Origin of the sequence: Bradyrhizobium sp. Arg237L (assembly GCF_029990105.1) — a bacterium.
GTDB lineage: Bacteria > Pseudomonadota > Alphaproteobacteria > Rhizobiales > Xanthobacteraceae > Bradyrhizobium.
On record NZ_JAQMIL010000070.1, the window covers coordinates 31,996 to 54,260 of the forward strand.

Sequence of the window (22,265 nt, forward strand, 5' to 3'; positions counted from 1 at the left end):
TGAATCGCTGTTATTCTTGCGAGGTCCAAATGTATGACGAGCAACGGTCCCGAGCTTATTGGACCGGCATGTTCCGGCGGCTTGTGAATGCAGTCTACTGGACGGGAGCCGTGATTGCCTGTGTGGCGCTCGTGCTCGTCTGCTCTGTCATTCCGTGGGCAGTCTATACCCGATATGTCCTGAATAGCGCTTCGTCATGGCCCGAGCCGATGGCCGTGTTACTCACGGTCGGCATCACCTTCATCGGTTCAGCCAACTGCTATCGTCAGCGCATTCACATGAGCATGACGGTGGGTACCGATTCGCTGCCGCCGGTGTTGCGCCGCGCCTCGCTGATATTGAGTGAATTGTTGATGGGCGTGACTGCGCTGTTCATGTTCGTGTGGGGATTGAAGCTCGTTCAGACCACCTGGGGCAATTCAGTCGACGAATTTCCATGGCTGTCGGTCGGGGTCACCTACCTTCCGATCGTAGTCAGCGGAGCGATGATGTTCCTGTTCGTCGTCGAGCGCCTGACCATCGGTCCGCCACCGCGTGACGGCAGCGATGCTCACGTTCCTGTCGAGTGAATCCCCATGGATATCGCCATTCTTCTTCTCAGCATGTGCTTTTTCTTCGCCATCGGCATGCCGATCGCCTATGCGATGGCGCTTTCGTCGCTCGCCGGCGCGCTCTGGATCGACCTGCCCGTCGGTGCCGTCATGCAACAGTTTGCCAGCGGCGTCGGCAAGGTCTCGATGCTGACGATCCCGTTTTTTGTGCTGGCGGGCGCCATTATGGCCGAAGGCGGTATGGCCAGACGGCTGGTCGATTTTGCCGCAGTGCTGGTCGGATTCACGCGCCTGCGGGGCGGCCTCTCGCAGATCAACATCCTCGCGACCACGATCATGAGCGGAATTTCGGGATCGTCGGTCGCCGACACGTCAGCGATCGGTTCGGTTATGATTCCCGAAATGGCTGCGAAAGGTTATCCGCGGGTGTTCGCGACCAACGTGACTATCAGCGCTTCGCTTCAAGCCATCATCATCCCGCCAAGTCACAATTCCGTGATCTATTCGCTGGCGACGGGTGGGGTGGTCTCGATTACCAGTCTGTTTCTCGCCGGCGTGATTCCAGGGCTGCTGCTCGGCTTTTCGTTGATGCTGCTTTGCCTGTTCTACGCGTATCGTGACGAGCATCCAAAGGGCGAGCCCGTGCCGATGCGCCAGGCGATCAGAGTGCTCGGCGACGCGCTGTGGGGGATCGTGACACTAGCGATCGTGCTGGGTGGCATCCTCTCCGGCGTATTTACGCCGATCGAGGCAGGCGCGGTCGCCTGCGTCTGGGCGTTCTTCGTCACCATGTTCGTCTACCGCGACTACAAGTGGTCGGATCTGCCTGTGCTGATCTATCGGACGCTGCAGACGGTAGCCATGGTGCTCACCCTCGTCGCGACAGCGTCGTGCTTCGGCTATGTCGCCGCCTTGATGCAGATGCCTGCGAAAATGACGGAGTTCTTCGTTGCGATATCGAGCAACAAATACATGCTGCTGATGTGGTTGAACATCATGCTGCTGGTTCTTGGAACGGCACTCGATCTGGCACCGCTGTTGCTGATCTGCACGCCAATCCTGTTGCCGGTCGTGAAGAGCTTCGGCATAGATCCGGTACATTTCGGCATCGTGATGTTGCTCAATCTCGGTATCGGGTTGCTGACGCCCCCAGTCGGGACCACCCTGTTCGTTGGCTGCGCCATCGGCAAGGTCTCGGTCGACGAGGTGATGCGCGGTATCTGGCCGTTCTATTTTGTGATGTTCACGGTGCTGATGATCGTGACCTACGTTCCCTGGCTGTCTCTGGCATTACCGAGGATGTTCGGCTTCTAGAGCATGATCCGGAAAAGTGGACACCGGTTTTCCCTCGCGACAAACGCGAAGCGTTTGCGCGGAGATCATGCTCAAACAAAGAGCTAAAGCGGGATGACGATTCGAAGAAAAGTCATCACGCTTTAGAGCAAGACCATCGACACGCGCTTCGCGTCAGATGTCGATGTTTGCGCTGAGTGAGTTTTCCTGGATGAAGTCGCGGCGCGGCTCGACCACGTCGCCCATCAGCTTGGTGAAGATGTCGTCGGCCTCGTCGACCTCCTTGACCTTCACCTGCAATAGCGAGCGCACTTCGGTATCCAGCGTGGTCTCCCAGAGCTGCTCCGGGTTCATCTCGCCGAGACCTTTGTAGCGCTGCAGGGTCAGGCCCTTGCGGGCCGTGTTGGTTACGGCTTCGAACAGGTCGACCGGGCCGTAGATGAGTTGCTCGCTGTCCTTGCGGCGCAGCTTGCCGGAGCGGGCATAGACGCTCTGCAGCCGCTCCCGGAATTCGTGGAGCTTGCGGGCGTCAGCCGAACCGAGGAAGGCGTCGTCGATGACGGCGACATCCTTGACGCCGCGCACGGTGCGTTCGAACATGAAGCCCTGGCCTTCCACGAATTGTCCGGTCCAGCCGCGTTCGACTTCCTCGGCCTGATTGTCGAGCCGTCCCGCCATGTATTCTGCCGCGGCCGCTGCGGTTTCCGGATTGCTGTAGATGTCCTTGCCGAACAAGCCTGCGATGGCGGCCTGCTCGACGACCTTCCGATTGTAGCGGCTGTGCAGGTTGCGCAGCGCGGCGCGAATGACGCGGGCGTCGTCGATCAGGGAACGCAGATCGCGGCCCGAGCGTTCCTCGCCGGTGCCAAGCGTGAACACGCAATCGTCGAGCCCGGCCTCGATCAGATAATCTTCCAGCGCCCGCTCGTCCTTCAGATACTGCTCGGACTTGCCGCGCGTGACCTTATAGAGCGGCGGCTGCGCGATATAGAGAAAGCCGCCGTCGATGATCTCGCGCATCTGGCGATAGAAGAAGGTCAAGAGCAGCGTGCGGATATGGGCGCCGTCGACGTCGGCGTCCGTCATCACGATGATCTTGTGATAGCGCAGCTTGTCGATCGCGAAGTCGTCACTGATGCCGGTGCCGAGCGCGGTGATCAGCGTGCCGATCTGCTCGCTCGACAGCATCTTGTCGGGGCGGACGCGCTCGACATTGAGGATCTTGCCGCGCAGCGGCAGCACCGCCTGGAATTCGCGGTTGCGGCCCTGCTTGGCGCTGCCGCCTGCCGAGTCACCCTCGACGATGAAGAGTTCCGACTTGGCGGGATCCTTCTCCTGGCAATCAGCCAGTTTTCCCGGCAGCGAGGATATCGCGAGCGGATTCTTGCGGGTCAGTTCGCGCGCCTTGCGCGCGGCCTCGCGCGCGGCTGCGGCCTGGATCACTTTGCCGACGATGACTTTCGCCTCGGTCGGATGCTCCTCGAACCAGGCGGCCAAGGCCTCGTTGATGACGTTCTCGACAACGGGACGCACTTCCGAGGACACCAGCTTGTCCTTGGTCTGCGACGAGAATTTCGGATCCGGCACCTTCACCGAGAGCACGGCGGTCAGGCCCTCGCGGCAGTCGTCGCCGGTCAGCGTGATCTTTTCCTTCTTCGCGTTGGCCTCGGCATAGCCGTTGACCTGGCGCGTCAGCGCGCCGCGGAAGCCGGCCAGATGGGTGCCGCCGTCGCGCTGCGGGATGTTGTTGGTGAAGCACAGCACGTTCTCGTGGTAGCTATCGTTCCACCACAGCGCGGCTTCGACCCCGATGCCGTTCATCTCCGAACGGACCATGATCGGATTGGCGACGATCGCCTTCTTGTTGCGGTCGAGATATTTGACGAATTCCTCGACGCCGCCGACGTAATGCAACTCCTCGCGCTTCTCGACGGCATGTCGCATGTCCGAGAGCAGGATGTTGACGCCGGAATTGAGGAACGCGAGCTCGCGCAAGCGATGTTCGAGCGTCGCGAAATCATATTCGATGTTCTTGAAGGTCTCGGTGGAGGCGAGGAAGGTGACCTCGGTGCCGCGCTTGCCCTGGGCGTCGCCGACCACCTTCAGGGGGGCGATGGCATCGCCGTGGGCGAATTCCACGTAATGCTCTTTGCCGTCGCGCCAGACGCGGAGCTTCAGCGTGCTTGACAGCGCGTTGACGACGGAGACGCCGACGCCATGCAGGCCGCCCGAAACCTTGTAGGAGTTCTGGTCGAATTTACCGCCGGCATGGAGCTGGGTCATGATGACCTCGGCCGCGGAGATGCCTTCGCCCTTGTGGATGTCGACCGGAATACCGCGGCCGTCGTCGCGCACGGTGACGGAATTGTCGGGATTGAGGACGACTTCGACGCGCGTCGCATGGCCCGCGAGCGCTTCGTCGATTGCGTTGTCGACGACCTCATAGACCATGTGATGCAGGCCGGAACCGTCATCAGTGTCGCCGATATACATGCCCGGCCGCTTGCGCACGGCATCCAAGCCCTTCAAGACCCGGATCGATTCCGCACCATACTCCACGGGAATGGGATGCTCGCTTTCGGCAGGGGTCTGCCGGGCTGGTTCTGTCATGTGAGGCCTTAGGATGTCCCGAATCAGCGGCGCAAAACTGAGGGCTGATTACACTATTTGTGCCACGAAAGATGCATCGCGCCTAGCGCAAAGTCTGTTGCCGCAAGCTGTTGAATAAATAGTATTTTTCTGCCTTTTTTCAAGGCGGTTCAAGGCTGTTTCAAAGGCCGCGAAAAAGCGCGATTCGAGGCCCATTTCGAGTGCACGAGAATCCCGATTCGGATCGCTCGTCGGGCTCCCTCTGGCGGTGCTTCGCGTACCTGCTACAGAGGGCATCGAAGCAGGCTGACTTCGATGCCTTCTCCTAGTTCCGCAATTTCCGGATTATTCGCCCTTGTCCCTGCCGTCCCAGCTTTATCGGCCCGATATCGATGGCCTCCGCGCCATCGCCGTGATGCTGGTGCTGATCTTCCACGCTTTTCCTGAAGTCGCGCCGGGCGGGTTCGTCGGTGTCGATGTCTTCTTCGTGATTTCCGGCTTCCTGATCACCGGTATCATCGCGCACGGGCTCGACGAGGAGCGCTTCAGTCTGGCCGTCTTCTACGCCAAGCGCATCAGGCGGATTTTTCCGGCGCTGATTGTCGTGCTTCCGGTCGTGCTGGTCGCGGGCTGGCTGGTCATGCTGCCATCTGCCTATGCGCAACTGGGCAGCGACGTCTTTGCCAGCGCCGCATTTTTCGCCAACATCGCGCTGTTGCTGCAGTCGGGCTATTTCGACGTCGAATCGGCGAAAAAGCCGCTGCTGCATCTGTGGTCGCTCGGCATCGAGGAGCAGTTCTACCTGTTCTGGCCGCTATTGCTGATGCTGGCCGCGCGGCTGCGGCTGAAACTGTTCTGGATCGCCGCGATTCTCGGCGCCGTCTCCTTCGCCCTCAATCTCTCGCTGATCGGCGCGAACCCGGTCGCGACCTTTTATTTGCCATTCACGCGGGCCTTCGAATTGCTCGCCGGCGCCTTGCTGGCGCTGGGCTGGAGCCAGATCGGCAAGCCGAGCGCCGCGAGCGATTGGCGTGCGTTCGCAGGCCTCGCCCTGATCGCGCTCGCGGTTGGCTTGTTCGACAGCCACAGCCCGTTTCCGGGTTGGCGCGCGGCGCTACCGGTTGCCGGATCTGCGCTGCTGCTGTCGGCGCCTACGGCCTGGCTCAACCGCGGCGTGCTCGCCAGCCGGCCGATGGTTTGGATCGGGCTGATCAGCTATCCGCTCTATCTCTGGCACTGGCCGCTCTTGGTGTTCTTCGCGCTGATCAAGTTCAGTCCGCTGACGCTGCTCGAACGCGGGCTGATCCTGCTCTTGAGCGTGCTGCTCGCCTGGGCGACCTACCGCTACATCGAGAAGCCGCTGCGTTTCGGCCGGCCGCAGCCGCGCAAGCTGGTTGCGCTGGGCGCGAGCATGGTGCTCGTGGCCGCGCTCGGCGGCACTGTCGTTTGGGGGCGTGGCTACGATTTCCGCCTGCCGCCGGAAATCCGCGCCATGGCCGGTGTGTCGACACAATCAGCGCAATGGCGGTTCCACCAATGCCTGCTCGATCTCGGCCGCGACACATCGTTCGCCGATGATTGCGTCGATCGCGATCGCCGCCCGCTGGTCGTGATCTGGGGCGACTCGACGGCGGGCGCGCTGTTGCCCGGCTTGCGCAAGGCGCAGGAGACGAAGAATTTCGGCATCGCGCAGTTCACCTCGGCGTCCTGCGTCCCTGTCCTGAACGTCGATGTACCCGGCACGCCCAACTGCCGCGCCATGAACGACAAGGTGTTCTCGCTGATCCGCGATGCGAGGCCCGACATCGTGCTGATGCACGGCACCTGGGACAGATATCTGGATGAGATCGCCGAGACCGCTGCCGCGCTGAAGCGCGAGACCGGCGCGCGCGTGGTCGTTCTCGGCGCGGTGCCGACCTGGCGGCGCGGGCTGCCGAATGAAGTGCTGCGTTATTTCCTGCTCTATCACGGCCTGCTCCCGGCGCGTTGGAGCGGCGGCGTGACGAGCGGATGGTTCGACGCGGTGATGCGCGAGAAGCTTTCCCCCGCCGGCGCGGAATTCGTCTCCGCCTGGGATGTGCTGTGCAATGGCGAGGGATGCCTGACCCGGATCGGCGACAGCGCCGGCGATATCACCGCAAGCGACGGCATTCACCTCACCGAGAAGGGCTCGACCTATCTCGTCGACGCGGTGATCGACCGCGTGCTTGATGGGGCCAAAGCAGGCGCCCCGGGAAAGTAGCTTCAGCCGCGGCGGCTGATGCGGCCGGCTTCGACGTCGAAGATCTCGCCATTCGCTCCGATATCGACGAACGCGGCGGGATCGGCGCCGGTCATCCAGACCTGCGCGCCGAGCTTTGCCAGTTCGTCGAACAGCGCCTTGCGCCTGCTGGGATCGAGATGCGCCACCACTTCGTCGAGCAAGAGCAGCGGCACGATGCCGGTCATCTCGGCGACCAGCGTCGCATGCGCCAGCACCAGCCCGATCAGGAGCGCCTTCTGCTCACCCGTGGAGGCGTCGCGCGCCGGCATGTTCTTTGGCGCATAGACCACCTGCAGGTCGGTCAGATGCGGGCCGTCGAGCGTGCGTCCGGCGGCGGCATCCCGCGCGCGGCTGAGGCGCAGGATCTCGCGGTAGCGGTCCTCGACGGCCGTTGCGGGCTCGCTGAGCAGCGCATTCTCCATCCAGCCGTCGAGCGCGATCTCGGCTGAAGGAAACCCTGAGCCCTGCGCGCGCTCGCGCAGCATCGCCGATAGTCTTGCGGCGGTCTGGCCGCGCGTCGCCGCGACCGCGACCGCAAGCTCCGCGGTCTCGCGTTCGATCGCGCCGCACCAATGGTCGTCATAGTTGCGCACTTCCAGGAGCCGGTTGCGCGAACGCAGCGAGCGCTCCAGCGCCGAGACGCGGCTGGAATGCTCGGAGTCGATCGCAAGCACGAGCCGGTCGAAGAACCGCCGTCGTTCGGAAGCCGCACCCATGAACAAGCCGTCCATCGCGGGCGTCAGCCACACCATGCGCAGATGGTCGCCAAAAGCCGCAGCCGAACCCACCGGCTCGCGATCGATGCGGCAGCGCCGGCTGACGCTCTCGCCGCCTTGCGCGGGCGCTTCGATCCCGGTGCCGAGCGTCGAAAGCCCCAGCGCGCCCTCGACCTCGGCGGAGACGGCCCAGGAGCCGTCGCCCTGGTTGTCGGCGACGTCTTCCAGCGTCGCGCGGCGCAGGCCGCGTCCCGGCGCTAGAAACGAGATCGCTTCGAGGCAATTGGTCTTGCCGGCGCCATTCGGCCCCACCAGCACCACCACGTCACCGCGCGTCGAGACGCTCGCCGCGCGATAATTGCGGAAATGCGTCAGCGACAGCCGATGGATGCGCGAAGGGGTCATGTTCCACTGTCATTGCCGGGCTTGACCCGGCAATCCATCGTCCGCTTCAGCGGACAATTTCATCATATAGGTCTCGCCACTCGGGATTGCCTTTGACGATCAGATCGATCTTCCACTCGCGGGACCAATGCTTGATGTTCTTTTCGCGTTGCAGGGCCGCCGCGATGGTTTCATGGGCCTCGAAGTAGACCAGGGTCTTGACGCCGTAACGCTTGGTAAAACTCTCTGCCAATCCCTCGCGATGCTCGTAGATGCGTCGGATCAAATTATTTGTTACGCCGACATAGAGCGTTCCACCGGGCTTGCTGGCGAGGATGTACACCCAATAGGTCATTTTGTTTGATGGATTGCCGGGTCAAGCCCGGCAATGACGAATTAAACCCGCATTGGCATCAGTACGTAGAGGGCGCTCTTGTTGTCCTTGTCCTGCACCAGCGTCGGCGAGCCGGGATCGGCGAGTTTCAGGACTGCGACGTCGCCCTCGATCTGGGCGGCGATGTCGAGCAAATAGCGCGAGTTGAAGCCGATATCGAGCGCGTCGGAGGCGTATTCGACCTCCAGTTCCTCGGTGGCGCTGCCGGAATCCGGGTTTGTCACCGACAGCACGAGCTTGCCTGCCGACAGCGACAGCTTGACCGCGCGGCCGCGCTCGCTGGAGATGGTCGAGACGCGGTCGACGGCGGCTTCAAAATCCTTCTTGTCGACCACCAGTTCCTTGTCGTTGTTCTGCGGGATCACGCGGCCGTAATCGGGGAAGGTGCCGTCGATCAATTTCGACGTCAGCACCACATTGCCGAGCGTGAAGCGGATCTTGCCGGGTGAGAGCTCGATGGTGATTTCCGCCTCGGTATCCTCGATCAGCCGCTGCACTTCGCCGACCGTCTTGCGCGGCACGATCACGCCGGGCATGCCGGCGGCACCCTGCGGCTGCACCAGGTCGACCTGCGCCAGGCGGTGGCCGTCGGTCGCGACGCCGCGGAGCGTCGCCTGCTTGGCGCTGCCCGCCGAATGCAGATAGATGCCGTTGAGGTAATAGCGTGTCTCTTCGGTCGAGATCGCAAACTGCGTGCGGTCGATCAGGCGCTTCAGGCCGGCGGCGGGAAGCGAGAACGAATGCGTCATGTCGCCGGCGGCCAGATCCGGGAAATCGCTCTCCGGCAGCGTTTGCAGGGTGAAGCGCGAGCGGCCGGCCCGGATCGCCAGCACCGAGCGGTCGCCGTCCGCCTCCAGCACGATCTGGGCGCCGTCGGGCAGCTTGCGCACGATGTCGTAGAACATGTGGGCGGGCACCGTCGTCGAGCCGGCGGTGGCGGTTTCCGCGGCCAGCGTCTCCGTCACCTCGAGGTCGAGGTCGGTCGCCTTCAGCGAGAGTTTGGCATTTTCGGCGCGGACCAGCACATTGCCGAGGATCGGGATGGTGTTGCGACGTTCGACCACGCGATGCACGTGGCCGAGCGATTTCAGGAGTTGCGCGCGCTCGACGGTGACCTTCATTGCAATACCCGCCAGATCCCTGAGTTGAGCATGGTCTGTCCGAAAACCGGTAACCCACCGTGCTCTGAGATGGAAAGGCCGGGGCGGCCATGGGCGCGCCGCGGCGTTTGAGGCCCGAAAGCCGGCCAATCCATGGGATTTGACCAAACCGTCGGGGGGACCGCAAGGTGGCGCGGATAACGCGCGAGCGCAAGGGAGCGGAACGCCGTTCCCCACGTTTTCAGGCATAAAGGCCGTTCCCGCCCCGGTTAGAGCATGATCCGGAAAAGTGGAAACCGGTTTTCCGAAAAGATCATGCTCAAACAAAAGGATGGATCATGATCCGATTCCGTCCGATCGGATCATGGTCCGGGCGGCAGGGAAGAATTCATTCCTGCAATTGGCGCTTCAGGGATTCGACCTCTTCCGAGAGCGAGGTGTCCTTGGCGACCAGTGCTTCGATCTTGCGCACGGCATGGAGCACCGTGGTGTGGTCGCGCCCGCCGAAGCGCCGGCCAATCTCGGGCAGCGAGCGGAGCGTCAGCGTCTTGGCCAGGTACATCGCGACCTGGCGCGGGCGCACCACGTTCGCCGTGCGGCGCGAGGACAAGAGGTCCGAACGGCTGACATTGTACTGCCGGGCGACCACGCGCTGGATGTCCTCGATCTTGATGCGCTTCGGCTCCTGCGGACGGATCAGATCGCGGACCTCGCGCTCGGCCATCTCCAGCGTCACCGGCTGGTTGTTCAGCTTGCTGTGCGCGAGCAGGCGGTTGATCGCGCCCTCGAGGTCGCGGCCGTTATGGGTGATGGTGCGTGACAGATAGTCCAGCACCTCGTCGGGCACGTCGAAGCTTGCGTGATGGACGCGGGCCGCGGCCACGCGCGATTTGAGGATGCCGAGGCGCAGCTCTTCGCCGAGCGATCCCATTTCGACCACGAGCCCGCCGGCAAGCCGCGAGCGCACGCGGTCGTCGAGGCTTTCCAGATCCGACGGCGGACGATCGGCCGCGATCACGACCTGGCGACCGGCATCGATCAGCGCATTCAGCGTGTGACAGAACTCGGCCTGGGTCGATTTGCCCTGCAGGAATTGCAGGTCGTCGATCACGAGCACGTCGATGCCGCGCAGCGCTTCCTTGAACGCCAGCGCCGTCTGCGTCTTCAGCGCCGCGACGAAGCCGTACATGAATTTTTCCGCGGTGAGATAGAGCACCTTGCGCTCGCCGCCGGAATTGCCGGCCCAGGTCACCGCCTGCAGAAGATGGGTTTTGCCGAGCCCCACGCCGGCATGGATGTAGAGCGGGTTGAACATCACGGGATCGCCGCGACGACCTTCCGCAACCTGGCGCGCCGCGGCATGCGCGAGCGTGTTGGAGCGGCCGACCACAAAGCTCGCAAATGTCAGCCGCGGATCGAGCGGTGAGCCACCGAGCGCATCGTGGCTTGCGGATACCGGCGCGGTCGCGGTCGAACGCAGTTCGACAGAGGGCCGTCCTTCCGGCCGCTCGACGCGCCGCGTTTCTGCCGGCGCGGGAATCTCCTTCGGGGTGGGCGAAGGCCGCACTGCCGTGCGCACGGTCAGATCGATGCGGTGCACTTCCGGCATCTCGGCCTGCCAGCAGGAGAGCACGCGATCGGCGTAGTGCGCCTGGATCCAGCTCTTCAGGAATCGGGTCGGAACCGACAGGCGGACGCTTTCGTCCTGCACGCCCTCAAGATCCATGCGCGCAAACCAGCTCGTATAGACATCCTCGCCAACGGTCGTCCGTAACCGTCCCTTCACCCGCGACCAGCGATCCTGTTCCGTGTTTGTCATTGCCTGAAGACTTTTCTCAAGAGGAGTGCCGTTGTTTGTGAAAGCGCCGTGCATGTTTCTTGCCACGACGCGACCTCAAGCGAGGCCTTCTGCTCCGGACATACCTCTCCCGTTCGGCGAAACCGCCGCGCGACAGATTATGTGCTGGAACAGACCTGCGTTCGCGAGGTCAGCGCGTACTCGAAGGTGTATCCGGAGTTCGCGTGGGGCTGTTTGCGGAAGTGCAATCCAAGGTGTCGAATACGGACTTGTCTGAAATGCGCAATTCGAATGCTGCGATGGTTCCGTAAATCATACTGCCTCCCCCTCTCGCCGCGATTGCGCGCGGCGAGCAATCCGCTCGCAAGTGGTCCAAATTCAGTGTGCCGCTCCCGAACATCGGAATGTTCAGTGCTGCGCCGCCGCGTAGTTCAGTCCTTGTCAACCCATTCACGGGCTCCGCGTTCCCCGCTGCTTAAGGCCGCGGCTGTTGCGTGTCTCCCCAGTTCGCCTCTCTCGCAGCGCGGACGCTGCGATCGAGAAATCCAGACACAGAACAGCCGTTCTCATATTGCTATGAGCTTGCCAACTCAGCTTCGCTTGGAAAGCGTCGCTAACGCGCACACCGCCGCCGATTTGCACGTCCGCCCGTGGGTCTAAAATCGCGCTGATCTTAAGAGCCGTGGGCGCCGCGAACGCATAAACAAATACACCAAGCGCGATTTCTGACAATCCGTTGTTTGTGGCTCGTGAGTTGAGTCTTCGCCGGTGTTGCGGCATTGCAATTGCGAAACCCGAAAGCAAGTTTTTGAATCACCGCGCAGATTCGCGCGTGTCACAAAGCGCGGTGTAACGGAAAAAAAAGTTCATAAAATATTTACGTAGCATCTCGGCGGCGCCAATTTTCAAACAAGTTGGCTTCGCTATGTGGGTAAGTGATTAGCGAGACGAAGTTTTTCGCGATTGCTTTTGGAGGGTAACCCTTCGCGGCTTTTCGCCGAGGAAAATGTTTAGTGCTTCCATTTATGTGGCGCAGGCGTGCGTATTTAATCACGGCGTCGCGTGTACAGCGCAGCAAGAACTTGCAGGACCAGTAAAACCACGGGTGCGCCCAATATGACACACGCGCTGTCCTGCAACAGCGAGTCAATTCGAGAACGCAGTCGTTCGAAGCTTCGCAAGAGAAAAGGCCCGGCGAAAAGCCGGGCCTTTGACGAAAATGTTTTTCTGTCAGCTCACTTCGCCAGCTTGGCGATCTGATGCGTCAGGCGCGAGACCTTGCGGCTCGCAGTATTGCGGTGAACGATGTTGCGCTGTGCGGCCTTCATCAGTTCGGGCTCGGCGTGCGCCATCGCCTTCAGCGCTGCATCGCGGTCGCCGCGCTTGATCGCTTCTTCGACCGAGCGAACGGCACCACGCATCTGGGTGCGGCGCGACTTGTTGATGATGGTGCGGCGGGCAATCTTGCGGGTCGCCTTCTTGGCGGAAGTGGTGTTGGCCATGGTCTCAATTGTCCTTCGGCGTTGGTCGCTCTGGTGGTCGGGCTCGAGCGCGCCGGCCGTTGAAATCGCGTGATCTACTCTGCTGTGTTGTCGAGATGCGTTCTTGAGGGGGCCGTGCCCAGAAGCAAAAGTCCCGGCAGCCGCCCGTCCAAAGAACAGCGGCGGCAGGATTGCGCCCGCCGCCATTGCGCGGTCTTATAGAGGGGCCGGCCCTCAGCGTCAACGTTTTCCACCCGGCTTGGGAGGCCGGAATCCGGCAGAAAATGGCCGCCAAGGTGCTGAACAGGTTGAATTTCCGCCCTTCCTGCCGTTAATGGGCCTTGGCGCGCTTGGGGCGGACAGGGACTAGGGTGAGGCATGATCCGCGGGTTTTTTCGGCTAATCGGCCTGCTGCTCCTGGCCGGCGGATTTGTTTTCATGGTCTATGACGGCGCCCGTTTCGTCGCCGATCAGACCCTGCACTTCACCCGCTTCGGCCAGTTCTGGAACGACATCCACCAGTCCAGCCAGGCCGCCTTCCGTGCCTGGATCGAGCGCACCGCGCCTTTCCTCTGGGACAGCGTGATCAAGTTCGTCCTCGACCAGCCGGTTTTCGCCGTGCTCGGCGTCGCCGGCATCCTGCTGATGATCCTGTTCCGGCCGCGCAAGCCGCTGATCGGCTACGCGCGAGACTGATCGGAACTTTGCTCCTTTGGGTTGTGGGCCCGTAACGGGGCTGCCAGATCGCGCGTAAACACCTATATAGTGGGCCAAGCCGGCCGAAGCCGTTTCCGGCTTCAGGCCGATGGCCCGCCTGGAGGTAATCCATGTTGTTCATGCGCAAGACCACCGCGTTGCCGAGTGCAGCCGAAGCGCTGCCGGGACGCGCCACGCCGATCCCGACCGCCACCATCCACTTCGTCAATGGCAGCAAGCTGCAGCCGCCTTACCCTGAGGGCCTGGAGCAGGCGGTGTTCGGGCTCGGCTGCTTCTGGGGCGCGGAGCGCAAATTCTGGGAACTCGGCGATGGCATCTACACAACGGCCGTTGGCTATGCCGGCGGCTACACGCCGAATCCGACCTATGAGGAGGTTTGCTCGGGCCGCACCGGCCACACCGAAGTGGTGCTGGTCGTGTTCGATCCGAAGAAGATCTCCTACGAGCAGCTCCTGAAGACGTTCTGGGAAAATCACAACCCGACGCAGGGCATGCGTCAGGGCAATGACGTCGGCACGCAATATCGCTCCGCGATCTACACCTTCAACGACGCGCAGCGGAAGGCCGCGGAGGCCTCGAAGGCCGCCTATCAGAAAGCGCTTTCGGCCAAGGGTCTCGGTCCGATCACCACCGAGATCGCGCCGGCGGGCGAGTTCTATTTCGCCGAAGACTATCATCAGCAATATCTCGCCAAGAATCCGGCGGGCTATTGCGGCCTTGGCGGCACCGGCGTGTCGTGCCCCATCGGCGTCGGCGTCACCGCCTGATCGCGCGCGCTCCCTCTCCCCGCAAGAGCGGGGCGAGGGAGTTCTTTCCAACAACCATTTGTTAACCATAACCGGTGCAAGACTAGGCTGTCTCGCTTTTCAGGGATGGCCATGGTGCGGGTTGCGCGCGCGTTTCGATTGCCGATCACTGCTGTCATGACTGCGCTCGTGCTGTCGGGCTGCATGCGCACGAGCGGTCCTGTCGCGGTCGCGCCAGCGCCGGCCGATCTCGACTCCATGGCCTATGGCGGGCCTGCCAGCCCTGCGCCGGTCGCGGTCGCCAGCAGCGGCGGTGGCGCAGTCGGCGCGCTTCGCTCCGCCTTTGCCGCTTCACCGCGCGCGGCCTACGCAGCGGCGCCCGGGGCTGGGGTCCGCTACGACTCGGCCTACCATCTCGATGCCGGCGACCGGCTGCGTGTCGTGGTCTACGGCCAGGAAGGTCTCACCAATACCTACGCGATCGACGCTAGCGGCTCGATCACCATGCCGCTGATCGGGCAAGTGCCCGCGCGCGGCAGGACGACGTCGGGGCTCGCAAGCGAGATCGCGGCAAAGCTGCGCAGCGGCTACATCCGCGAGCCTTCGGTCGCCGTCGAGATCGAGGCCTACCGTCCGTTCTTCATCCTCGGCGAAGTCGCCGCGCCCGGACAATATCCGTACGTGCCCAACATGACCGTCGAAAGCGCCGTGGCGATTGCGGGCGGCTTCTCGCCGCGCGCCAAGCGCGACATGGTGACGCTGACGCATACCGATGGCAACGGCTCGGGGCGCTACACGGTGCCGCTCGGCACGCCGATGAGTCCCGGCGACACGGTGTTCGTCGGCGAGCGGTGGTTTTAGGCGACACTCTCTCCACTCGTCGTTCCGGGGCGCGCGCAGCGCGAGCCCGGAATCCATCGGGCCACAAAACGTGCGGATGAATGGATTCCGGGCTCACGCTGCGCGTGCCCCGGAATGACGGCAGAGGGCTGTGCGCTATCCCTTCAAATGCTTCGCAAAAAACGCCAGGCTGCGCGGCCAGGCGATGTCGGCGCTGGCCTTGTCGTAGCTTGCCCGTTCGTCGCAATGAAAGCCGTGCTGCGCGCCGGGATAGATGTGGACCTCGACGTCGGGCCGCTTGGCCTTGATGGTCTCGACATCGGTCAAGGGAATGCCAGCGTCCTTCTCGCCGAAGTGCAGTTGCGTCGGCACCTTCGGCTTGTCGTCGGCAAAGCGGACGATGGCGCCCCCGTAATAGCCGACGGCCGCCTTCAGGCCCGTCAGCTTGGTCGCCGCGACATAGGCGACGCTGCCGCCGAGGCAGAAGCCGATGATGCCGACCGGGCCGACATCCTTGGCGGCATCAATGGCAGCCTGGGTGTCGCGCAGCATCGCCGCCCAATCCGGATTGGCGACGAATTTGCGCGCGATCGCGATTTCCTCCGGCGAGTAGCCGCTCTGGAAATTCGGCTCGCTGCGGTCGAAGATCGAGGGCGCGATCGCGACATAGCCGTCCTGGGCGAGGCGGTCGCAGACCGAGCGGATGTGGTGGTTGACGCCAAAAATCTCCTGGATCACCACGATCGCTCCCTTTGGCGCCCCAGTGGGGTCCGTGCGGTAGCCGCCGAGTTCGAAACCGTCCGAAGCCGTCAGCGTGATATCTCGTCCCATGGGTCATCCCTTCTCGCTTGAGGGTTGCAATTCGGGTTCGCGAAACAGCAGCGGCTGATTACCGCCACATCCAGTTTTGGCCCCAATCGGCCTTCCAGCCGGCGAGCCGCCCTTTGCGGAACTGCAGGAAGAGCCGGTCCTTGTGCGGGAACAGCCCGCTGCCGCCGAGGTCGCGGAAGGTGAGATAGATCTCATTTCCGGGACGTCCTCTGATGTAGGTGAGGGGCGTGCCGAGCGCGCGCGACGTCTCTTCCACGTCCATCCCAAACACCAGCGGCGCAGTGTTCGACAGCGTCGCTACGAAGGTGGATGGCGCAGGAGCAGGCCCGCCAAATGGCGGCAGGTGCTGCGCGCAGGCCGGTTCCGCGGCGGCGGCGAGCACAAGCAGTGTCGCGGCAATCCTCCTCATGACGCAGCCTTCTGCGCCGACTTGGCCTCGAGGCTATCGAGGAACGGCAGCACCGCTTCGATGAAGGCCTGTGGCTGATCGATATTGACGGCGTGGCCGGCTGCCGGGATCACGACCTTCTCCGCGCCGGGAATCTTGGCCGCCATATAGTCGGAGGCGGCGAGGAACGGTGTGTCGTCGGCGCCGACCACGATCAGCGACGGCACCTTGATATCGGGCAGCGATTCGATCACGCGCGCATCACGCTGGGTCAGCATGCCGCGTGCGGCAAGCGCAAGACCCGAGGCATCGCGGTGCGTCACCGTCGAGCGCTCGCGGCTGAACGACTTCAAGAGATCGAGGCCTTCGCGCTCGAACTTCGCTGCGGTGTCGTAAGCGCGCTTGTTCCAGGCTTCGCGAGCGTCGTCCTTCTTGAAGCCGGGTCCGGTGTCGATGATCAAGAGCGCGCGCACCCGCTCCGGATGCGCGCGATAGAACGCAAGCGACATATAGCCGCCGAGCGACAGCCCGCCGACGATCGCCCTTTCCGCGCCGACCGCGTCCAGCAGCGCGGCCATGTCGGCCACCGTCAGGGCTTCGCTATAGGCCGCGGGATCGCTCGGATAATCGGACTGGCCGTGGCCGCGCATGTCCCACAGCACCAGCCTGTGGCGCTTCGACAGCGCCGCGACCTGCCCCTGCCACATCGCCGAGGTCGATGAATAGCCGTGGGTCAGGAGCAGGGGCGGGCCGTCGCCATGGACCTCGTAATAGATCTCGACCCCATCTCGCTTGATTTTCGGCATTGCGTTTCCCCGAGCAGATTCTGGCAGCGATGCTGCGCAATCATCCTAGCGCGATCTGTTCCCGGGTGGGAAATGCGGAAATGGAAGGTCCGATCGTTAAAATTCTAGCATTGGCGCTAGACCGCTGTTCATCACGCCTATTAAGCCGCAGGGAACCCATTCTCGGCTAGCCTGGGTTGTTGATCGTCATTGCGAACGCCCAAGGATTTCATGACAGCGTTAGCCAACAAGAATTCGCTAAGACGCCGCTTGTTGCTGGCGTCGGATCGAGGCGACCAAAGCAGCGAGCTGGCCAGAATTTTGCGGTCCGTCGGCGAGGTCGACACCATTTCGACCGCGGAGATTCCCGAGAAGCCCGCGGATAATCTTTCGGGCATCGTGGTCGACATCAACCTGCGCTCGCCCGAGAGCGTGCAGCTCGTGCGCAACAAGCTCAGGACGGAAGCCTATCGCGAAATGCCGCGGCTGTTCGTGCTGCAGGATGCATTGCACCACGCGACCATGCAGGCCTGGGCGCTCGGGGCCACCGACACGATCTCGCGTCCGTTCGACGCTGCCGGACTGTTGCAGCGCATCCGCGCCGCGTTTCCGGACGCAGACGGCTACGATGAAACCGATCGCGGCAAGGCGCTGAACCGCGGCGTCGAGGCGGCGCATGCGGTGATGGTCAAGATGTTCGAAAAGCTGCCGGCCGGCGAGCCCCTGCAATTCAGCGACATCGTCGCCGCCGAGCGCAAGATCCTGAAGGCGATCAAGCACTCATCCTTGCGCGAATGGCTGACCATGGTCGGCTGCCATCACACCGACACCTATCGCCATTGCCTGTTCGTCACCGGTTTTGCGGTGGCGTTCGCGCAGCACCTCGGCATGCGCGAGGACGACCAGCGCCGCCTTGCCCGTGCGGCGCTGCTGCACGATGTCGGCAAGGCGTTCATCCCGACCTCGATCCTGGACAAGCCGACCGAATTGACGGCGGACGAGATGGCCGAGATGCGCGAGCATCCGCGGCGCGGCTACGAGGCGCTCTTGGTCCAGGGCGGCTTTCCGCCTGAAATGCTCGACGTGGTGCTGCACCATCATGAGATGCTGGACGGCTCCGGCTATCCGAATGGTCTCCACGGCGGCCAGATCAGCGACATCGTGCGGGTCACCACCATTGTCGACATCTACGCCGCGCTGGTGGAGAGGCGCGCCTACCGGCTGCAGTTCACCCACGCCAAGGCGTTCGCGATGATGGAAGACATGGGCGCCAAGCTCGACCAGCAATTGCTGCAGGCGTTCCGCCCGGTCGCATTCGGGCATTATTGATTCCGACTGCTCAGCCGTCATTGCGAGGAGCGCAGCGACGAAGCAATCCATCGGCTCCGCAAGCGGCACTATGGATTGCTTCGCTACGCTCGCAATGACGTGGAGAGACGTTGCCCCGAAATAGCGAGTCGGCGCCTCACTCCAGCATCTTGCGCAATTCGGCTTTGGCGACCTTCTCCAGCGTCGAGCGCGGCATGTCGTCGACGAAGCGGATTTCGCGCGGCACCTTGAAGTCGGCGAGTGCGTTGCGGCAGGCGGCCATGACATCGTCGTGCAGCTCGACGGGTGCGATGCCGCCTTGCGGAATGATGAAGACCACCGGCACCTCCTCGAGCATCGGGTGCCTCTTCGCAACCACCGCCGCCTCGCGCACGCCGGGCACCACCGCAATCACCTGCTCGATCTCGGAGGCCGCGACGTTCTCGCCGCCAACCTTCAGCATGTCCTTGGCGCGGTCGCCGAATTTGACGAAGCCGTGCTCGAGCAGCGTGACGCGGTCGCCGGTCAGGAAGTAGCCGTGCTCGTCGAAGCTTTCGCGGGTGGCCTTTTCGTTGTGCAGATATTCCTTGAACAGCGACAATCCGGGAATGCCCTTGATCGAGAGATTGCCGGTGCCGCCGACTTCGGTCGCCGAGCCGTCATCATTGGTGATGCGGATCGAGTATTCGCTCGCCGCGCGGCCGATCGACATCGGCGTGTTCGGCTGGTCGACCTCGCCGACAATGCCGTGGGTGATGGTCTCCGTCATGCCCCACCAGCCGATGGTTTTGACGCCGAATGCGGCAAAGGGCGGCGGCTCGCACACCGCCGTGCCCCAAAGCCGGAACTTGTGGTTGTCAGGGATCTCGTGCTCCAGCAGCGCCTTCATGCAGAACGGAATGGTCGAGGTCCAGGTGCAGCCATGCTCCAGCGCGACGCCCCAGAACCGGCTTGCGGAAAAGCGCGGTTGGATCACGCAGGAGGCGCCGACCCAGAGCGTCGCCAGCATCGAATAGGCGAGCGCATTGGTGTGGAACAGCGGCAGGTAAATCTGGTGCACGTCGCCGGCATGCAGGTCCTCGTGCGCCGCATTGACCTTGGCGCCCCACAGCGCGTTGGCGTGGGTCCACAACACCGCCTTCGGGCGCGACGTCGTGCCGGACGTGTACTGCACGCTGCAGGGAGCGAGCGGATCGGCGGCGCGGCGCGGCCGGTCGGCGCTGTCGGCGAACAGCGCCTCAAAACTGTCGCCGCGTGACACGGGCTGTGCCGGCGCGGCGCCGGCGTTATGCGAGATCACGGCGATCCAGCGCAGGTCGCGGCAATTGGCTGCGATCGATTCGGCATAGGCCGGCTGGGTGATTGCGGCAACCGCGCCGCAATGGCCGGCGAAAAATTCCATCTCGGCGGCGGCCGAGCGCGTGTTGGTGGTGACCGCGATCGCACCAAGCTCGACGCAGGCGAACCAGGCCAGCATCGCCTCGATGCAATTATCCAGATGGATCAGCACATATTCGCCGGGCGTGACGCCGCGTTTTGCGAGCCCCGCGGCCAGCGCGCCGACGCGCGCGTGAAATTCGCCATAGGTCCATTTCCGCGCCGGCGCCTCGAACGGCGCCCAGATCAGGAACGGGTGATCGCGCCGGATCTCCGCGCGCATCCGAAGCAGCCACGGCACGTCGAGGCCTGCGAACGGTCCCACGATACCAGGTGCTGCCTGTGAATTGGTCATGCTTCCCTCCCGCGCAGCCTTGCTGGCTGCTTTCGTTCTTATTCCAGAAGCATTTGTGCCACCGGATCGTACGGCGGGCAAATATTACGGGCGGATTCCCTCCACCTCATTGCGAGGAGCGCAGCGACGAAGCAATCCATGTCCCCGCAAGTGGAGAAATGGATTGCTTCGCTCCGCTCGCAATGACGGTGCTAGGAGGCATCATCCTCATACGACGAAATCTCGATCAGGCTGCCGTCTGGATCGCGGCAATAGACCGAGCGCAGCATGCCGCGCGCGCCATGCCTGGCCACCGGGCCTTCCTCGATCTTGACGCCGTTGGCCTTCAGATGTTCGACGACCTCGTCGGGCGTGCTGGAGGTGAGGAAGCAGAGGTCCTCGCTGCCGGGCGTCTCGTGGTCGGCTGTGAACCAGTCGATCTTGGAGGCATCGCGCGGCCGCACGTTGATCTTCTGGTTGCCGAACACCAGCGAGGTCCGTGGCGCCTTGCCTTCACCCGGATCGAACACCTTGACCTCCATGCCGAGGATCCTGCTGTACCATTCGGTGGAACGCGCCACGTCTGACACGTTGATCACGAGATGGTCGAGCGCGTTCACCTTGACGGCCATGGCCTCATCCTTTCGTCGCGGTCCAGCGCGCAGGGTGCGCACTGGCTGTCCAATGCGTAGTTTGTTACAACGCACGCCGTCATCAGTTCAATAGAAACGGACCGGAGTGTGAACCCGGCCATATCGGAGGAAACTACATGATTTCACGCCGTACTGCGCTTGGCCTGATCGGTTCCGGGATTTCGACATTCGCGATCGGCCGCGCTTCGGCAGCGGCGGACTATCCGGCACGGCCGGTCCGCTGGATCGTCGGCTATCCGCCGGGCGGCGCCACCGATATCCTGGCGCGCCTGATCGGGCAGCGGCTGTCGGAAAGGCTCGGACAGCAATTCGTGGTCGAGAACAAGCCCGGCGCCGGCAACAATATCGGCACGGAAGCTGCGATCAACGCCGAGCCGGACGGCTACACCGTGCTGCTGGTAAACCCTGCGAACTACATCAACGCCACGCTGTATGCGAATCTGAAGTTCAATTTCGTTCGCGACATCGCGCCGATCGCCTCGTTCCAGCGGGTGCCGAACGTGATGACCGTCAACAAGGACGTCCCGGCCAAGAACGTCGCCGAGTTCATCGCATATGTGAAGGCCAATCCCGGCAAGGTGAACATGGCCTCTTCAGGCAATGGCACCTCGGTGCATCTCTCCGGCGAGATGTTCATGGCGATGAGCGGCGCCAAGATGCAGCACGTGCCCTATCGCGGCGCGGCGCCGGCCATCACCGACCTGCTCGCCGGCCAGGTGCACGTGATCTTCGACAACATGCCCTCGATCATCCAGCATATCCGCTCCGGCTCGTTGCGGGCGCTCGGCGTCACCACGGCGGAGCGTTCGCCGCAACTGCCCGACGTGCAGGCCGTCGGCGAGACCGTCAAGGGTTACGAGGCGAGCGCCTTGTTCGGCATGGGCGCGCCAAAGAACACACCGAAGGAGATCATCACCAAGCTCAACAGCGAGATCAACGCTGTGATGGCCGAGCCCGCGATGAAAACACGTTTGGTTGAACTGGGCGGCGAGCCACGCATCCAGACGCCGGACGCGTTCGGTGCGGAGATCGTCGCCGAGACCGAAAAGTGGAAGAAAGTGGTCGAGGGCGCCGGGCTGAAGGTGGAATAGGACGCAAGCGCGCATCATCCGGAACCTTGCTGCGGCAATCGTGGTCTGAACCTTGAGGCCGGCCATGCGACTACGCAGATGCGGGGCAATGGCCAGCTTGGCCAAGGCGAAGGAGAACGACGATGCGCAAACTGATGTTGGCAATGCTGGCCGTGACGGCCGTCGGGGCGGGTGTCACCGCCGGCTCCGCTCCCGCCGCGGCCTACGACTATCCCTGGTGCGCCCAAGGCAGGGGCTTCGGCATTCCGGGCGACTGCTCGTATCAAACCTACGGGCAATGCATGGCGAGCGCGTCCGGCCGCAACCTCTATTGCAACATTAATCCACGTGTAGCCTTCGGTCAGCAACAGCCGCCGCGTCGCGGTCGCGTGCATAGGGACTACAATTATTACAACTGAGCTTATGAACGGCGTGCTTCGCCGTGCCTACCGGCCAGCGCCTTCGCGCTGTCAGTTGATGTGCCCTCTCCCCTTGTGGGAGAGGGCTGCGATGGTATCGGCAACAAATTCACTTGGGTGAGGGGTTCTCTCGACGCGCACCGTGCCCGCGGCGACGACCCCTTGTATCTGCACGGGCATGATTTGTGCGATGGAAGCGATTTAGCGTCTTGGCCGGTGGCCACCGGC

General features: G+C 63.0%; 20 protein-coding genes. 9 read left to right on the forward strand and 11 right to left on the reverse strand.

Annotated features, from left to right (window positions below):
• Nucleotides 1-29: 29 nt before the first annotated feature.
• Both OZ411_RS32960 and OZ411_RS32965 read left to right on the forward strand, forming a co-directional pair.
• Nucleotides 30-569, forward strand: coding sequence for a TRAP transporter small permease (locus OZ411_RS32960; protein ID WP_282531278.1), 540 nt, complete (start codon nt 30-32; stop codon nt 567-569).
• A gap of 6 nt (nt 570-575) precedes the next feature.
• Entirely contained in the window at nt 576-1,865 is a 1,290-nt protein-coding gene (locus OZ411_RS32965; RefSeq protein ID WP_282531279.1) for a TRAP transporter large permease, read from the forward strand.
• 153 nt (nt 1,866-2,018) lie between these two features.
• Here the strand turns inward: OZ411_RS32965 and gyrB are convergent, their stop codons facing one another.
• Complete coding sequence (gene gyrB / locus OZ411_RS32970) at nt 2,019-4,454, reverse strand: DNA topoisomerase (ATP-hydrolyzing) subunit B (RefSeq protein WP_282531280.1); 2,436 nt, start codon at nt 4,452-4,454, stop codon at nt 2,019-2,021.
• A gap of 334 nt (nt 4,455-4,788) precedes the next feature.
• Here gyrB and OZ411_RS32975 point away from each other — a divergent pair, with 334 nt between their 5' ends.
• Nucleotides 4,789-6,675 carry an acyltransferase family protein gene (locus OZ411_RS32975; RefSeq protein WP_282531281.1) on the forward strand — a complete coding sequence of 629 codons (1,887 nt, stop codon included), beginning with the start codon at nt 4,789-4,791 and terminating at the stop codon, nt 6,673-6,675.
• A 2-nt stretch (nt 6,676-6,677) separates the two neighbouring features.
• Here the strand turns inward: OZ411_RS32975 and recF are convergent, their stop codons facing one another.
• The 5 genes from recF to rpsT all read right to left on the reverse strand — a co-directional run bounded on the left by recF (nt 6,678) and on the right by rpsT (nt 12,590).
• A complete protein-coding gene (gene recF / locus OZ411_RS32980; RefSeq protein ID WP_282531282.1) occupies nt 6,678-7,817 on the reverse strand; it encodes a DNA replication/repair protein RecF in 1,140 nt (379 codons plus the stop codon).
• A gap of 46 nt (nt 7,818-7,863) precedes the next feature.
• Entirely contained in the window at nt 7,864-8,151 is a 288-nt protein-coding gene (locus tag OZ411_RS32985) for a GIY-YIG nuclease family protein (RefSeq protein WP_282531283.1), read from the reverse strand.
• 41 nt (nt 8,152-8,192) lie between these two features.
• On the reverse strand, nt 8,193-9,311 hold the full coding sequence (gene dnaN, locus OZ411_RS32990) for a DNA polymerase III subunit beta (protein ID WP_130582495.1): 1,119 nt from the start codon (nt 9,309-9,311) through the stop codon (nt 8,193-8,195).
• Between the two features lie 367 nt (nt 9,312-9,678).
• On the reverse strand, nt 9,679-11,109 hold the full coding sequence (dnaA, locus tag OZ411_RS32995) for a chromosomal replication initiator protein DnaA (protein WP_130582494.1): 1,431 nt from the start codon (nt 11,107-11,109) through the stop codon (nt 9,679-9,681).
• A gap of 1,214 nt (nt 11,110-12,323) precedes the next feature.
• Nucleotides 12,324-12,590: a 30S ribosomal protein S20 gene (rpsT, locus tag OZ411_RS33000; protein WP_028162524.1), complete on the reverse strand. Its 267-nt coding sequence runs from the start codon at nt 12,588-12,590 to the stop codon at nt 12,324-12,326.
• 357 nt (nt 12,591-12,947) lie between these two features.
• Here rpsT and OZ411_RS33005 point away from each other — a divergent pair, with 357 nt between their 5' ends.
• From OZ411_RS33005 to OZ411_RS33015, 3 genes are all read left to right on the forward strand, one after another.
• On the forward strand, nt 12,948-13,265 hold the full coding sequence (locus OZ411_RS33005; RefSeq protein ID WP_130582493.1) for a hypothetical protein: 318 nt from the start codon (nt 12,948-12,950) through the stop codon (nt 13,263-13,265).
• A 131-nt stretch (nt 13,266-13,396) separates the two neighbouring features.
• Complete coding sequence (msrA, locus tag OZ411_RS33010) at nt 13,397-14,053, forward strand: peptide-methionine (S)-S-oxide reductase MsrA (RefSeq protein WP_282531284.1); 657 nt, start codon at nt 13,397-13,399, stop codon at nt 14,051-14,053.
• A gap of 111 nt (nt 14,054-14,164) precedes the next feature.
• Nucleotides 14,165-14,893, forward strand: a complete 729-nt coding sequence (locus OZ411_RS33015) for a polysaccharide biosynthesis/export family protein (protein WP_282531285.1) — start codon at nt 14,165-14,167, stop codon at nt 14,891-14,893.
• 135 nt (nt 14,894-15,028) lie between these two features.
• Here OZ411_RS33015 and OZ411_RS33020 read toward each other — a convergent pair whose 3' ends face one another.
• The 3 genes from OZ411_RS33020 to OZ411_RS33030 are packed head-to-tail and all read right to left on the reverse strand — an operon-like array spanning nt 15,029 to nt 16,897.
• Nucleotides 15,029-15,703 carry a dienelactone hydrolase family protein gene (locus OZ411_RS33020; protein WP_282531286.1) on the reverse strand — a complete coding sequence of 225 codons (675 nt, stop codon included), beginning with the start codon at nt 15,701-15,703 and terminating at the stop codon, nt 15,029-15,031.
• A gap of 58 nt (nt 15,704-15,761) precedes the next feature.
• Nucleotides 15,762-16,112 (reverse strand): hypothetical protein, encoded by a 351-nt coding sequence (locus tag OZ411_RS33025; protein WP_282531287.1) that lies wholly within the window; start codon nt 16,110-16,112, stop codon nt 15,762-15,764.
• Nucleotides 16,109-16,897 (reverse strand): alpha/beta fold hydrolase, encoded by a 789-nt coding sequence (locus OZ411_RS33030; protein WP_282531288.1) that lies wholly within the window; start codon nt 16,895-16,897, stop codon nt 16,109-16,111. Before OZ411_RS33030 ends, OZ411_RS33025 begins: the two co-directional genes overlap by 4 nt.
• Nucleotides 16,898-17,107: 210 nt before the next feature.
• Here OZ411_RS33030 and OZ411_RS33035 point away from each other — a divergent pair, with 210 nt between their 5' ends.
• Entirely contained in the window at nt 17,108-18,205 is a 1,098-nt protein-coding gene (locus tag OZ411_RS33035; protein ID WP_282531289.1) for an HD domain-containing phosphohydrolase, read from the forward strand.
• Between the two features lie 136 nt (nt 18,206-18,341).
• Here the strand turns inward: OZ411_RS33035 and OZ411_RS33040 are convergent, their stop codons facing one another.
• Together OZ411_RS33040 and OZ411_RS33045 are read right to left on the reverse strand one after the other, a co-directional pair.
• The gene (locus OZ411_RS33040; protein WP_282531290.1) at nt 18,342-19,916 is read right to left on the reverse strand and encodes an AMP-binding protein; all 1,575 of its coding nucleotides are present in this window, start codon (nt 19,914-19,916) and stop codon (nt 18,342-18,344) included.
• Nucleotides 19,917-20,107: 191 nt separating this feature from the next.
• Nucleotides 20,108-20,527, reverse strand: coding sequence for a VOC family protein (locus OZ411_RS33045; protein ID WP_282531291.1), 420 nt, complete (start codon nt 20,525-20,527; stop codon nt 20,108-20,110).
• 137 nt (nt 20,528-20,664) lie between these two features.
• On the opposite strand from OZ411_RS33045, the gene OZ411_RS33050 reads away from it, so the two are divergent.
• Both OZ411_RS33050 and OZ411_RS33055 read left to right on the forward strand, forming a co-directional pair.
• Nucleotides 20,665-21,639: a tripartite tricarboxylate transporter substrate binding protein gene (locus OZ411_RS33050; RefSeq protein ID WP_282531292.1), complete on the forward strand. Its 975-nt coding sequence runs from the start codon at nt 20,665-20,667 to the stop codon at nt 21,637-21,639.
• 122 nt (nt 21,640-21,761) lie between these two features.
• Nucleotides 21,762-22,037 carry a DUF3551 domain-containing protein gene (locus tag OZ411_RS33055; protein WP_282531293.1) on the forward strand — a complete coding sequence of 92 codons (276 nt, stop codon included), beginning with the start codon at nt 21,762-21,764 and terminating at the stop codon, nt 22,035-22,037.
• Nucleotides 22,038-22,265: the final 228 nt, after the last annotated feature.

Coding starts and splice junctions, on each gene's coding strand:
- msrA (WP_282531284.1), top strand. CDS start 13,397: ATGTTGTTCATGCGCAAGACCACCGCGTTGCCGAGTGCAGCCGAAGCG.
- OZ411_RS33005 (WP_130582493.1), top strand. CDS start 12,948: ATGATCCGCGGGTTTTTTCGGCTAATCGGCCTGCTGCTCCTGGCCGGC.
- OZ411_RS32960 (WP_282531278.1), top strand. CDS start 30: ATGTATGACGAGCAACGGTCCCGAGCTTATTGGACCGGCATGTTCCGG.
- OZ411_RS33025 (WP_282531287.1), bottom strand. CDS start 16,112: ATGAGGAGGATTGCCGCGACACTGCTTGTGCTCGCCGCCGCCGCGGAA.
- OZ411_RS33055 (WP_282531293.1), top strand. CDS start 21,762: ATGCGCAAACTGATGTTGGCAATGCTGGCCGTGACGGCCGTCGGGGCG.
- OZ411_RS32965 (WP_282531279.1), top strand. CDS start 576: ATGGATATCGCCATTCTTCTTCTCAGCATGTGCTTTTTCTTCGCCATC.
- dnaA (WP_130582494.1), bottom strand. CDS start 11,109: ATGACAAACACGGAACAGGATCGCTGGTCGCGGGTGAAGGGACGGTTA.
- OZ411_RS33020 (WP_282531286.1), bottom strand. CDS start 15,703: ATGGGACGAGATATCACGCTGACGGCTTCGGACGGTTTCGAACTCGGC.
- recF (WP_282531282.1), bottom strand. CDS start 7,817: ATGACCCCTTCGCGCATCCATCGGCTGTCGCTGACGCATTTCCGCAAT.
- OZ411_RS33040 (WP_282531290.1), bottom strand. CDS start 19,916: ATGACCAATTCACAGGCAGCACCTGGTATCGTGGGACCGTTCGCAGGC.
- OZ411_RS33050 (WP_282531292.1), top strand. CDS start 20,665: ATGATTTCACGCCGTACTGCGCTTGGCCTGATCGGTTCCGGGATTTCG.
- OZ411_RS33035 (WP_282531289.1), top strand. CDS start 17,108: ATGACAGCGTTAGCCAACAAGAATTCGCTAAGACGCCGCTTGTTGCTG.
- rpsT (WP_028162524.1), bottom strand. CDS start 12,590: ATGGCCAACACCACTTCCGCCAAGAAGGCGACCCGCAAGATTGCCCGC.
- OZ411_RS33045 (WP_282531291.1), bottom strand. CDS start 20,527: ATGGCCGTCAAGGTGAACGCGCTCGACCATCTCGTGATCAACGTGTCA.
- gyrB (WP_282531280.1), bottom strand. CDS start 4,454: ATGACAGAACCAGCCCGGCAGACCCCTGCCGAAAGCGAGCATCCCATT.
- dnaN (WP_130582495.1), bottom strand. CDS start 9,311: ATGAAGGTCACCGTCGAGCGCGCGCAACTCCTGAAATCGCTCGGCCAC.
- OZ411_RS32985 (WP_282531283.1), bottom strand. CDS start 8,151: ATGACCTATTGGGTGTACATCCTCGCCAGCAAGCCCGGTGGAACGCTC.
- OZ411_RS33030 (WP_282531288.1), bottom strand. CDS start 16,897: ATGCCGAAAATCAAGCGAGATGGGGTCGAGATCTATTACGAGGTCCAT.
- OZ411_RS33015 (WP_282531285.1), top strand. CDS start 14,165: ATGGTGCGGGTTGCGCGCGCGTTTCGATTGCCGATCACTGCTGTCATG.